The sequence below is a fragment of the Noviherbaspirillum sp. genome (genome assembly GCF_035654295.1).
GTDB lineage: Bacteria > Pseudomonadota > Gammaproteobacteria > Burkholderiales > Burkholderiaceae_D > Noviherbaspirillum.
Genome location: NZ_DASRXF010000184.1, coordinates 1 through 12,636, shown reverse-complemented (window position 1 = coordinate 12,636; position 12,636 = coordinate 1). Strand labels below are relative to the sequence as shown.

The window sequence follows — 12,636 nt, the reverse complement described above, 5'->3', positions numbered from 1 at the left end:
GAAGAATTTCAGGCGGTCCAGAAAGTGACTCATGGTTTCTCCATACGTGCGCCTTTTTCGAGGCGCCTTGTTGTAACTGCTTTGGCTCTGGGTGAAGTCTACGTAGCCACCCTCGGCCTTCCTATTCGCAAGAAGTCGGTTTGCTGCCTGCGTTGGTATTAGGTGGGATAGTTCTTTTGGACTATGTCGTGTTCCGGGGTGCATGGTGGGTTTCGCTGGCGCTCTACCCACCCTACCGTCCTTTATAAGGAGCCGTCAGTGGCCATCGTCCATAAAGAACCGTCGGGTGGGTAGAGCGAAGCGAAACCCACCATGTTCATAAAGGACTGTAGGGTGGGTAGAGCGAAGCGAAACCCACCAGCGCATCGCATCAGCAAGGCATCGGCGCGTTCTTCCGCGAGTAGCACCACCACGTAATGGCAATGCAGGTAACGTAAAACGCAATAAAGCACCACAGCGCCGCAATCGGCCCGCCGGTCATGGCGATCGAGGTGCCGTAGCTCTTCGGAATGAAGAAGGCGCCATAGGCCCCGACGGCCGAGGAGAATCCAAGCACTGCGGCCGCTTCCTTGTTGGCGTCCACGATGGCCTGCGCTTCGGCACGCGCGCCCTTGCCCGCCGCCGCGCGCTGGCGCTCGGTCATGAAGATCACCGGGATCATGCGGAAGGTAGAGGCGTTACCGACACCCGTGCCGGCGAACAGCAGCATGAACATCCAGAAGAAGCCGTTGAAATGGCCGGCCGATCCGCCGTCCGGCAGGAAGCTGATGACGCCGATCACGGCCAGGATCATCACGATGAAGGTCCAGAAGGTGACGACGGCGCCACCCAGCTTGTCGGAAACCCAGCCGCCCGCCACGCGTGCCAGCGCGCCGACGAGCGGCCCGAGGTAGGCGTATTGCAGCGGGTTCACGTCCGGGAATTGCGACTTGATCAGCATCGGGAAACCGGCGGAGTAGCCGATGAAGGAACCGAAGGTGCCGATGTAGAGCCAGCACATCAGCCAGTTGTGCTTGCGCTTGAAGATCACGGCCTGTTCCGAGAACGATGCGCTGGCGGAGGCCAAGTCATTCATACCGAGCCAGGCAGCCACGGTGGTCATGGCGATGAACGGCACCCAGATGAAGCCGGCGTTCTGCAGCCACATCTGCTTGGTCTCGCCTGCCTTGGTCCAGGTTTGCGGATCGCCGCCGAGCGCGCCGAAGATGCCGGCGGTGATCACCAGCGGCACCACGAACTGCACCACCGACACGCCAAGGTTGCCCAGGCCGGCATTCATGCCGAGCGCGTAGCCCTTCTGCGCCTTCGGGAAGAAGAAGCTGATGTTGGCCATGGAGGAGGCAAAGTTACCGCCGCCGAAGCCGCACAACAACGCCAGCACCAGCATGGTCGGATAGCCGGTGTTCGGGTCCTGCACCGCGAAGCCGATGCCGATGGCGGGGATCATCAGCGATGCGGTCGAGATGGTCGTCCACTTGCGGCCGCCGAAGATCGGCACCATGAACGAGTAGAAAATGCGCAGCGTCGCGCCCGACAGGCCGGGCAGCGCGGCCAGCCAGAACAGCTGGTTGGTGCTGTACTGGAAGCCGATGTTGGGCAGGTTCACCACCACCACGCTCCACACCATCCACACGGCGAAGGCCAGCAGCAGCGCCGGGATCGAGATCCACAGATTGCGGTTGGCGGTCGATTTGCCCTTGGATACCCAGAAAGTCGGCGTTTCCGGCTCCCAGTGGCTGATCAGGTATTTGCTCACGTTGTTCTCCTCTTATCGAATGTGACAGCTCATGCCGCCTTGGCGAGCGGCACGGGAACGTCGGACACCTCCGGCGTTCCCCGCTCGGGTTTGAACGAGAAATGCATCCACACCAGCGATACGCAAACGGTGCCGTACAGGAGCATGAAAGCGCTGGAACGGATGCCGGTCAGGTCGACCAGGGCGCCGAACATGATCGGCAGGATGAATCCGCCGAGGCCGCCGGCGAGGCCGACCACGCCGGACACCGCGCCGATGTTGTGGCTGAAGTCGTCCGAAATGAACTTGAAGACCGATGCCTTGCCGATCGCGGTGGCGACGCCGACCACGAACAGCAGGAAGGTGAAGAACCAGGCGTTGATGCCGATGTTCATCGTCATGTCGCCGTTGACGGTCTTGACCACCATCGAAGTCTGCGGATAAGACAGCAGGAAGAACGCCACCCAGCACACCCACATCACATACCAGGTGACCTTGTAGGCGCCGTACTTGTCCGAGATCCAGCCGCCGAGCGCGCGCAGCACGCCGCCGGGCAGAGAGAAGCAGGCGGCCAGCAGCGCGGCCAGCTTCATGTCGAAGCCGTATTCGGAGACGTAGTACTTGGTCATCCACAGCGCCAGCGCCACGTAGCCGCCGAAGACCACGGAGTAGTACTGGCAGTAGCGCCAGACACGCGGGTCCTTCAGCATCTTCATCTGTTCCACGAAGCTGACGTTGGAAGCGACGACATGCGACTTGTCGGTGTAGCTGAAGAACCAGAAAATCAGTGCCGTCGCCAGCATGGCGATCGCATAGACCTTGGGCAGGAATTCCCAGCCGAAGGCGGCGATGATCGCCGGTGCGACGAACTTGGTCAGTGCCGATCCGGAATTGCCGGCGCCGAAGATGCCCATCGCCAGGCCGCGGCGTTCCGGCTGGAACCAGCGCGCGACATAGGGCGTGCCTACCGAAAAGGATCCGCCTGCCAGGCCGACGAAGAGGCCGAGCACCAGGAAGTGCCAGTACTCGGTGGCGGCGCCGATCAGCCAGATCGGGAGCACCGTCGACAGCATCAGCACGAACAGCACGATCCGGCCGCCGAACTTGTCGGTCCAGATACCCAGCGGCACGCGCACCAGCGAACCGGTCAGCACCGGTGTCGCCGCCAGCAGGCCGAACTGTGTTTCGTTCAAGCCCAGTTTGGTCTTGATGGGAATGCCAAGGACGGCAAACATCATCCAGACCGCAAAGCAGATGGTGAAAGCGAACGTGCTGCTCGCCAGTACCGAAACCTGCCTGCCCTTCATACTCGCAACGTTGTCGGCCACGACATACCTCCCTCGATGATTGACGCGATGTCGGAAGGTTACGTGGGCAACAGTCAAGGCACTATTGGCCGGAGGGGTATCCGGCAAAGGCAGTCGGCTTAGTCCGGTCGTTCGAAGGGGATAGGCGCGGAATCGCGCGGATAGTCAGAAAGGACTAGGGGATAACACGCCTTCCCGGGCATTTTTGACCAGGATCAAGGAAGGTTTCTTGCCAGAAATCTAGGATGACGCACCGATTCTGTCCCCCGAACTCCGCAAGAGAAATCCATGAGCGCAAGTACCCTGGCGAGCGGCCCGCGCATACAAGCGGCCGAATCCGCGCAGCGCATGCTGAAAGTGGGCGGTGTCACGCCGTTCACCGCAACCGACTACCCCGGCAAGCTCGCCGCGGTTATTTTCGTGCAGGGCTGCCCGTGGGCATGCGGCTACTGCCATAACCCGCACCTGCAGCTGCGCCTGCAAAAGAGCCCGCTGCAGTGGAGCAAGGTGCTCGGCCTGCTTGAAAAACGGGTGGGACTGGTCGACGCCGTCGTCTTCAGCGGCGGCGAACCCACGCTCGATCCGGCGCTCGGCAGCGCGATCAAGGATGTGCGCAAGCTCGGCTTCCAGATCGGTCTGCACACCGGCGGCTCCTACCCGCAGCGCCTGCGTGAAATCCTGCCGCAGGTGGACTGGGTTGCGCTCGACATCAAGGCGCCGTTCGCGCAGTATGAAAAAGTCACCGGCATTGCCGACAGCGGCCTGCAAGCGCTGGCCTGCGCAGAGGCGGTGCTGGCCAGCGGCGTTGATTACGAATTCCGGACGACGGTCCATCCTACCTTGCTGTCGGAAGAGGACATCCTCGACATGGCCCGCACACTGGCGGCGATGGGCGTGAAAGACTACACGCTGCAAAGCTTCCGCGCACAGGGTTGCCGCACCAAGGAACTGAAGGCAACCGCGGTGGCCGGCTATCCGAGCGACGGGCTGGTGCAGCAGGTGTCGGGTATGTTTGAGAAGTTCAGCTACCGCCCGGCCTGACCCAGCGCACACTGCCCTGCCCGCAGCCTGCTACATTGGTGGTATCGGCAATGACAGGAGCGCGGCATGGCAGTCCAGCTCGACCATATCCTCGTACCTTCCGTCAACAAGATCGCCGCGGCAAGACAGCTTGCCGGGCTGCTTGACGTGCCCTGGTCTGAGACCCATATCGGGCCGTTCTCCGCAGTCTTCGTCAACGACGGACTGACCTTCGACTTTGACGAATGGCCGGAGCCGATTCCGTTGATCCACTTCTGTTTCCGGGTGAGCCAGGCGGAATTCGATGCGATTCTCTCTCGTATCCAAGCCGCGGGCATTTCCTACCGCAGCAACGTCCACGGTCCGATCGATTACACGGTGAACACCGCGCATGGCGGCAGCATCGTCTACTGGAACGTGCCTGACGGGCATCAGTGGGAAATGCTGACGGTGAGTTATGCGCGTAGGCCCTGACGGAAAGGACCGGCAATGCGCGTACTGGTGAACATCGACGTACCGGAACTGGAACCGGCGATACGCTTTTATACGGCCGCACTTGGGCTGACGCATAGCCGTACCATGGACGGCGAGGTGGCGGAGTTGACCGGCGCGAACACCGTCATCTACCTGTTGCAGAATCCACCGGGTTCACGCTTCGCCGGCGGCGTGCCGGAGGGACGTGATTACGGCCGGCACTGGACACCGGTGCACATGGATTTCGTGGTGGAGGATGTGTTCGCCGCGGCTCAGCGTGCAGAGGCTGCGGGCGCGGTGCGCGAGAGTGAATGCGTGGAATGGAACGGGTCGTCATGCATCAGCTTTTCCGATCCGTTCGGGCATGGGTTTTGTTTGATTGCGTTCGAGGCGGGGACGTATGCGAATAGCGAACCGTAGGGTGGGTAGAGCGCGGCGAAACCCACCTTGCCATCCTCGGCTGGTCGCTTGGCGGGTTTCGGTGACGCTCTACCCGCCCTACCGTCCCTTATTCAGAACCGCAGGACGCACACAAAGAACCGTAGGGTGGGTAGAGCGGAGCGAAACCCACCATGCCAATCCTCGGCTGGTCGCACGGTGGGTTTCGCTTCGCTCTACCCACCCTACATTCCTTTAATGCCTGCTCAATCTCCGCCGAGCAGCGGATCAACCAGCAACGCATCGATCAACCGCGCGAACCCCGTCCACGGGTCTGCATTGCACACCCCCACCGGGTCTTCCGTCACACTTCCGTCGTCCCGGTGCAGATGCCTGTCCGTCCCCGCATGCACAGGCGCGGTATCGAGCCGCAGCTCCGCCTCGCCCCATGTCCAGTGCACGGAGAACGCATCGACGCTGAGGTAGCGCACTTCCATCATCAACCCGGTATCGAAGGACAACAGCAGCGCGTCCTGCGCCATGCGCACCGGTTCAGCCAGCCGCGCAGCGAAGGCATCCTCGATCCTTTCCTGGAACATGAGATGCAGGCTGACCGCATCTTCCGTCTCCGGCGCCTTCCCGCCGTAGCGCACCATCATTTCCTCGCGCAGTTGCTGGCGCCCCTGTTCGATGATCTGCGCGCCGAGCCAATGCTCGTAGGCAGGATGCTCGCCCACCTCTCCGTCGCGGATGCGTTCGAGCAGCTGCGCCTCTTCGTCGACGCCGTACTGCTTCAGCAAGGCCTTGCGCGATTCGCGCAGCCGGTACAGCGTCCTGGCATACAGGGCCTGCATGGCCACCGGGTCCATGCCTTCTTCTTCGTCAATGCGTTCGTCGATCATGGCGTTCAGTGCATCTTGCTGTCGTGGCCACCCTGCTTCGGCTGGTTGAGCATCTGGAGGGTGATCTGTTCAAACCGGTGAACGCCGCCGCCCTCCTTCGCAGCGAAAGCTTCAGCGTCGGACTGCGTGGCGAAGGTGCCGAAGGTGGGGCCCATCGACCCCTGCTTCTTGCTGCCGACCACGTAATAGGCCGACTTCGCATCGATCCAGTGACCGTTCGGTTGCGCCCAATCGGCCTTGCCCATGTCCTGCACGAACACGCCGGCCACCGCGCGCTTCTGCTCGGGAGCGAGCAGCATGCCAAACAGTTCGAGGATGTCGCAGAAGAATTCCGGGGCGCCTTCCTTGAAGTGGATCTGCGCCTTCGGGCCGGGGTAATCCTTGAGCACCATGCCGTCCAGCGCGCAGGCGGTGCCCTGGTCCGGTTCGATGGCGGCGAGCTGTACCACTTCCTTGCCGCAGGCGGCAAGCAGCGCGACCGCGGCGATCAGTAAAGGCTTGCGCAGCGCGGTGAGGCGGGAAGATGTTGCTTTCATTTGAATCTCCATCGTGCAATCAGGAAGGGGGCGGTGATCCAGCCGCACATGATGGCGGTAAGGATCGCGGGATCGGTCAGTCGCGCCGGCATCACGGTGGCAAGTCCGTACATGGATTGCACCTGCTCGGAGCTGAAGATGTTGAGCAGCCGGAAGATGTCGGCCGGGTTGAGCATGAGCAGCGCGCCGAACACGCCGCTGCCGAGGCTGCCGTCGCTGACCACGAGCGCGCCGGTCAGCACCAGGTCGAAGATCAGGACGAAGAAGAACCACAACGCAATCGCGATGCCGGAGGCGCGCATGCGGTCGGACGACAGCACCGACACCAGCAGCGACAGGCTGAGGAAGGCCATGCCCATCAGGATCGCGGACAGCACGAAGCCGGCGTAGTGGTAGACGTCCGCCGTGCTCAGCTGCGATGCCATCGGCAACAGCCCTGCCCCGAAGCCGGCCAGGGTGGACACGGCAAGCGCGCCGGACAGGCCGATGTACTTGCCGAGCAGGATTTCGGAACGGGTGATCGGCATCGACAGCAACAGTTCCATCGAACCGCGCTCGCGCTCGCCGACCACGGCGTCGTAGCCGAGGATGAGCGCGATCAGCGGCACCAGGTAGATGACCAGGCTGACGAGGCTGGCGATGGTGACGTCGATACCGCGGAAGCCGACCGTGCCTTGCTGCGCCGTGCCGAAATAGGCGATGGCGAGCGCGAACAGCGAAAAGATCAGCGCCACCGACAACACCCACAGGTTGCGGATGCGGTCGCGGAATTCCTTGCCGGCGATGATGCGCACCTGGGCGCAGTCGAGGAACTTAGGCATGATGGCCTCCATAGCCGAGGAACAGGTCTTCCAGCGAAGGCTCGCGGATGCTGATGTCGCGCACCGCATGCGCGAGCGTGGACAGGACTTGCAGCACCGCCACCTTTTCCGAGGGCGGGCAGGAGATGCGGGCCACATCGTCGGCCACGCGCATCTCCAGTCCTTCGGCGCTGGCGAACGCGCCGTGCACTTCCTGCTGGTAGCCGGGATGCAGGCTGACTTCGATCACCGAGGGCAGCACGAGCTGTGCGCGTAATTGCGGGATCGTGCCCTGCGCGGCCACGCGGCCGGAAGACAGGATCACCAGGCGGTCGACCCGCTCCTGGATCTCGGCCAGGATGTGCGAGGTAATGACGATGGTGGCGCCCATGCCCTGTACTTCGCGCAGGATGCGGTAGAAATCGTGGATACCTTCCGCGTCGAGCCCGTTGGTCGGCTCGTCGAGGAAGATCAGGTCGGGGTTGCCGAGCAGGACTTGCGCAAAGCCGAGCCGCTGGCGCATGCCTTTGGAATAGCCGCGCACGCGACGGCCGGCGGCGGCGCCGAGACCGACGCGTTCCAGCAGCCCTTCGCACTCCCGGCGCGGTACGCGCTTGAGATCGGCGAACAGGCGCAGGACTTCCAGCCCGGTCAGGTTGTCGTAGGTGACGAAGTTTTCCGGCAGGTAGCCGATGCGGCGCCGCACGTCGCGAAAGCCCGCGCCTGCGGTGGAGACGCCGTGCACGCGCACGTCGCCGCCCGAGACCGGGATCAGGCCCAGCATCAGCTTGAACAGCGTGCTCTTGCCCGCGCCGTTGTGACCGATCAGCCCGAACATCTCGCCCTGGCCGACCGTCAGGCTGACACCGTCCAGCGCCTGCACGTCGCCGAAGCGCTTGGTGACTTCATTCACCTGGATGGGGACGCTTGTCATTCCATTTTCTCCAATCCTCGTTCAAGGGGCGCATGCGCGGGTGTTTGTCCACCACGCTGGGCGCGCGCAGCACCGGGAACTGCCGCGCGACGAAGCGCAGCGTCTGGATCGCCGGGCTGGTCAGCACCAGTTTCAGCAAGGGATACTGGCCGTTGAGCCGGTCCACGACATCGTTCGCTTCGTAGGCGACATCGCCCTTGCCGTCGCCGTCCTGGTCCCAGCCGCTGTAATTGCTCCAGTAATTGCCGCGCGCCTTGCCCCATTCGACATCGCGCGATGCCACGTATTTGATCTGTTGGCGGTTGTCGATGAAATCGTTGCCGTCGACCTTGTTGTTGCCGGAACCGGCCGAGAGGTGCACGCCGACGTCGTTCCCCGTGACGAGGTTGGCGCGGACCGTGTTGTATTCGGCGTCGTAGATGAAGAAGCCGCGGCCGTTGCCGGCGACGATATTGTTTTCGACGATCGAATCCTGGATCGTGCGCAGCATGATGCCGTGGTCGGCGTTGCTCCAGGCGATGTTGTTGCGCACGGTGAGGTTGCGCACTTCCATCAGCGCCAGGCCGCCGCGGTTCATGTACACCTCGTTGTTTTCCCACACGCTGTAGTGGGTGTTCATGTAGTGCGTGCCGTAACGCAGGTGGTGGATGCGGTTGCCGCGGAATATCGATTTCTTGGACAGGTCGACGTAGATGCCGTCGCGGGCATGGCTGATGTGGTTGTCCAGCACGTGGGCGTTGGCCGAGTTGTACAACTGGATGCCGTTGCCGCGCGCCGCCATCTGCAGGTCGCGCCGGCCGACGATGGTATTGCGCTGGATGCGGGCGTCGTCGGCTTTCTCGATCCAGATGCCGAACAGGTTGTACACCACATCGCAGTCCTGCACCGAGGGGCGGTGCGAGCCGGGCTCGAAGTAGATGCCGGAGTTCTGCCCGGTCTGGTCGATGCCGCTGTCGCGCACGATGAGACCCTGGATGGTGACGTCGCTGGCGCGCACCCGGATCACGTCCCCGGAAAAGCCGCCGCGGATGGTGGGCCGGCCGATGCCGCGCAGGGTGAGCGGCTTGTCGATGACGAGACGCTCGGCATAGTCGCCGCGTGCCACCTCGATGGTATCGCCGGCGCTGGCGGCCTGGATGGCGGCGGCGATCGAGCCGCCCGCCTCCACCTTCAGTACCGCCGCGCTGCACAGACCGGCTGCGCCCAGGGTCAGGGCCAGGATTGCCGTCTTGATACCACGTTGACACTCACCAGGCACGTGCCTACTCCTGCCGCGCGCTCATCTGCGCCGCTTTTTCGGACAGGTTGCGCCGTACGCTTTCCAGCGGAATGAAATAGCCCTTCGCATCGATCGGCGTCAGGGGCAGGCCCTGCTTCTCGCGCTGCTTGCGTTCCTTTACCAGCGGCGGGCAGGCATGGTCGTCGTAGTACATCACCATGCAATCCAGGCAAAGCAGACATTCCTTCTGGTCGATATTGCCCTTGGCATCAATGGCATGCGAGCCGCAGCCGGCCGCGCAGGCGTGGCAGGTCTGGCATTCGCTCTTGCGCTTGAGGCCGAACAGGCGGAACTTGCCCGGAATGGCAAGGCCCGCGCCCAGCGGGCAGATGTATTTGCAATAAGGACGTTCACTGAGAATGGAGATCGCGAGAATCACGCCTACAAAGACCGCGAAGGGCCACGAACGGTTCCACACACCGACCAGGAAGGTGGTCTTGAACGGTTCGACCTCGGCCAGCATCTCGGCGGTTTCCATCGAATAGAAGGACACCAGCACCAGGCCCGCGAAGAGGACGTACTTCACCCATTTCAACTTGTCATGCAACGGCTTGGGCAGCAGGCGCTGGAAGCGCTTCAGCCCCAGCCATTGGCCGGCCTTGAAGGCCAGGTGCTGCAGCGAGCCGAAGGGGCACAGCCAGCCGCAGAACAGTCCGCGTCCCCACAGCACGATGGTGACGATCATGAACCACCAAAAGATGAAGATGAACGGGTCCGAGAGGAACAGCTCCCATTTCCACTGGTGGATCAGCGAGTGGAACCAGGTCATCACATGGGTGATGCTGGGCTGCGCCTTCAGGAAAAAGCCGATGAAGCCGACGCTGGCGATCCACAGCACGGTGCGCGGGATCGAAATCAAGGGCTTGTGCTTGCGGTTGGAGGCGCGCACGAGACGGTCGCGTTGCGAGTACAGCAAGGCGGTGGCGGCGAGGATCAGCGAGAACAGCACGATCTCGGCCGTGCGCGCCTTCCAGATCGCCTTCCATGCCGCTTCCTGGCGCTCGACATGCGGGCGGCCGCCTTCGAGGTAACGCGCCGGCAGCCAGTATTCGCGGTCGAAGTGGGCGAAGGTGCGGGTGCCCTTCTGCGTATCGATCTTGTTAGCGAGGAAACTCAGGTCCCAGGGCCATGCGGGATTGAAATCGGCCGAGCGCAGGATGAAGATCGCCGATTCCTTGAACTCCGGCGTGCCCGCGGCGCTGAGACGGTACAGGTTGAAATAGTCGGTATCGCGGAAGGTGAACGAGGCCGGGTCTTGCCGCACCTGGATGCGGTCGTAGATGCCGCCGCGCACGAAACCCGATCCCTTGAACGAGGTCTGGCCGTTGGCAACAATGAAAATCGCATGCTCGTTTGGCTTCAGGTCTTGCATCAGGCTGGCGTAGCCGTATTCGCCGAGGACGCTCTTGCCGATGGTCGGCACGTTGAGGTAGCCGAAGTACAAATCGATGTAGGGCGTGCCGTTTTCGATGCCGCCGGCATCCTTCGGGTCGACCTGCAGGTGCCCGATGCTGCCCTCTTTCACCAGCGCGGCCCAGTCGAGCTTTTCATCGATGGCGGTGAAACGTGCGGGCGCGCGGGGCGCGGCCTTGATGATGCCGACCTGGCGCGCGATTTCGTACGCGCTGCGCGAGATGGCCTGGTTCTCGGCGATGGCGGTCACGGTGGCGCCGCTGATGCCGTCGAGGCCGGTGACGCCGCTGCGGCCCTGGCCGATTTCCAGTTTGGCATCGGCTGCCTTGCCATGGTACTGGCGGATGAAGGTGACCAGCGCCGATTCGGGAATGCCGGCCAGCAGGATCGGTTCGGAATGCTTGAGGATGCGCACGCCGGCGATCTTGCCCTGCGTGTCCATGCCGATCAGGGTGACAAGCGGCTTGCCGGAATACGCCGGGATGTCGACGATATCGGTCGACAGGAAAACATAGCCTACAAGGCGCTTCTGTCCATTGTCGTTTGCATAGGCTTCGACATACGAGGGCCTCCCCTTGCGCTTGGAAAATTCCTGGGCCCCGGGCAAGACGTCCGCGCAGGGCGCTTCGGCGCACAGGTCCGGGCCGTTCATCAGCGCGTCGGACAGGACGGTGTCGTACATGGATGCCGCCGATGCAGGCGGCAAGGGCAAGAGGACTAGCAACGCTGCCACCAGCACGAGCAGGTGCGGCAGCCAGTGCGCGCGGTCAAGCGTGGATTTCATAGGCGGACAAGTCCGGGTTCGCGATGAACCCGCTGCAAAAAGTGAAGCCCCGGCGGTTGATGTCAGGACAGGAAAGATGCTGCACCGCGCGCCGGGGGAGCGCGGTGCAGTGTTACATCAAGCCTCTACCAGGAAGCGGCTGCGCATTTCGAGGTGCAGCGCGTGGCAGAAGTGGGTGCAGTAGATCCAGAATGCGCCCGGCTTGTCAGCCTTGAAGGTCACCGACTTGGTTTCCTGTGGGTTGACGATGAAGTTGATGTTGTAGTTCGGGATGGCCAGGCCGTGCGCCAGATCCTCGATCTTGTCGTGGTTGGTCAGGGTGAGGGTCACTTCGTCGCCCTTCTTGACGCGGATGATCGGCAGGCTGAATGCCGGTGCCTGCGAGATCATGCGCACGTTGACCTTGTTGCCCTTGCGCTCGACGCCCATGTTCTCCGGCGTGACCTTGTTCGCAAAATCGTCCAGGTTGTAGATCTTGCGGGTCTTCACCACGTCGCGGCGCACGATGATGCCGTCGTGCGGTTCCGGATATGCGGTGTGGTCGGCGATCAGGCGCAGTTTCTCGCCGCTGATGTCGATCAGCTGCTCGGTTTCCGGGTGCAGCGGGCCGACCGGCAGGAAGCGGTCCTTCGAGAACTTGTTGCCCGAGTTGAAGTACTTGCCGTCCGCTTCCTTGGTCTCGCCCATCGATGTGAAGCCGTGGCCGGGCTGATAGTGCACGTCCAGGCGGTCGACGACGTACTTGGCGGATTTGTCACCCTTGGCGAAGGCAATCGCCTTTTCGATGTTCCATTTCACGAGCTGGCTGTCGAGGAACAGCGAGGTGTAGGCATTGCCCTTGTCATCAAATGCGGTATGCAACGGACCAAGGCCAATTTCCACTTCGGCGACGACAGCATCGCGCTCTTTCGCCAGCTCGCCGGCGAACCATTTGTGCACCAGTGCCAGTTCGATCACGGTGCCGGTCGGCGACAACTTGCCGGCGCAGACGAAATACTTGCCGTCCGGACTGGCGTTGACGCCGTGCGGGTTCTTGCCGACAGGAACGTAGCAGGTCACGGCAGTCTTCGGATC

12 protein-coding genes are annotated in these 12,636 nt (G+C 62.6%); 3 read left to right on the top strand and 9 right to left on the bottom strand.

Going from position 1 to position 12,636, the window contains the following annotated elements; translation table 11 throughout:
* Window positions 1-370: 370 nt before the first annotated feature.
* Window positions 371-1,756 carry a NarK family nitrate/nitrite MFS transporter gene (locus tag VFF99_RS17480; RefSeq protein ID WP_325020157.1) on the bottom strand — a complete coding sequence of 462 codons (1,386 nt, stop codon included), beginning with the start codon at window positions 1,754-1,756 and terminating at the stop codon, window positions 371-373.
* A 29-nt stretch (window positions 1,757-1,785) separates the two neighbouring features.
* The gene (locus VFF99_RS17475) at window positions 1,786-3,042 is read right to left on the bottom strand and encodes a nitrate/nitrite transporter (protein WP_325020163.1); all 1,257 of its coding nucleotides are present in this window, start codon (window positions 3,040-3,042) and stop codon (window positions 1,786-1,788) included.
* A 321-nt stretch (window positions 3,043-3,363) separates the two neighbouring features.
* Here VFF99_RS17475 and VFF99_RS17470 point away from each other — a divergent pair, with 321 nt between their 5' ends.
* The 3 genes from VFF99_RS17470 (at window position 3,364) to VFF99_RS17460 (ending at window position 4,956) form a co-directional block, all read left to right on the top strand.
* Complete coding sequence (locus VFF99_RS17470) at window positions 3,364-4,083, top strand: anaerobic ribonucleoside-triphosphate reductase activating protein (protein ID WP_414691554.1); 720 nt, start codon at window positions 3,364-3,366, stop codon at window positions 4,081-4,083.
* 66 nt (window positions 4,084-4,149) lie between these two features.
* Window positions 4,150-4,536 (top strand): VOC family protein, encoded by a 387-nt coding sequence (locus VFF99_RS17465; RefSeq protein ID WP_325020155.1) that lies wholly within the window; start codon window positions 4,150-4,152, stop codon window positions 4,534-4,536.
* Window positions 4,537-4,551: 15 nt separating this feature from the next.
* On the top strand, window positions 4,552-4,956 hold the full coding sequence (locus VFF99_RS17460; RefSeq protein WP_325020153.1) for a VOC family protein: 405 nt from the start codon (window positions 4,552-4,554) through the stop codon (window positions 4,954-4,956).
* A 224-nt stretch (window positions 4,957-5,180) separates the two neighbouring features.
* On the opposite strand, the gene VFF99_RS17455 is transcribed toward VFF99_RS17460, so the two are convergent.
* The 7 genes from VFF99_RS17455 to VFF99_RS17425 all read right to left on the bottom strand — a co-directional run.
* Entirely contained in the window at window positions 5,181-5,816 is a 636-nt protein-coding gene (locus tag VFF99_RS17455; protein ID WP_325020151.1) for a hypothetical protein, read from the bottom strand.
* Between the two features lie 5 nt (window positions 5,817-5,821).
* Window positions 5,822-6,352, bottom strand: coding sequence for a nitrous oxide reductase accessory protein NosL (locus VFF99_RS17450; RefSeq protein ID WP_325020149.1), 531 nt, complete (start codon window positions 6,350-6,352; stop codon window positions 5,822-5,824).
* Window positions 6,349-7,173, bottom strand: coding sequence for an ABC transporter permease (locus VFF99_RS17445; protein WP_325020147.1), 825 nt, complete (start codon window positions 7,171-7,173; stop codon window positions 6,349-6,351). Before VFF99_RS17445 ends, VFF99_RS17450 begins: the two co-directional genes overlap by 4 nt.
* Window positions 7,166-8,086: an ABC transporter ATP-binding protein gene (locus VFF99_RS17440; RefSeq protein ID WP_325020145.1), complete on the bottom strand. Its 921-nt coding sequence runs from the start codon at window positions 8,084-8,086 to the stop codon at window positions 7,166-7,168. The genes VFF99_RS17445 and VFF99_RS17440 overlap by 8 nt, the downstream gene beginning before the upstream one ends.
* On the bottom strand, window positions 8,058-9,308 hold the full coding sequence (locus VFF99_RS17435; RefSeq protein ID WP_325020159.1) for a nitrous oxide reductase family maturation protein NosD: 1,251 nt from the start codon (window positions 9,306-9,308) through the stop codon (window positions 8,058-8,060). Before VFF99_RS17435 ends, VFF99_RS17440 begins: the two co-directional genes overlap by 29 nt.
* A gap of 40 nt (window positions 9,309-9,348) precedes the next feature.
* On the bottom strand, window positions 9,349-11,562 hold the full coding sequence (locus VFF99_RS17430) for a 4Fe-4S binding protein (RefSeq protein WP_325020143.1): 2,214 nt from the start codon (window positions 11,560-11,562) through the stop codon (window positions 9,349-9,351).
* A 117-nt stretch (window positions 11,563-11,679) separates the two neighbouring features.
* Window positions 11,680-12,636, bottom strand: a 957-nt coding sequence (locus tag VFF99_RS17425; RefSeq protein ID WP_325020141.1) for a cupredoxin domain-containing protein, incomplete at its 5' end; no start/stop codon positions are given.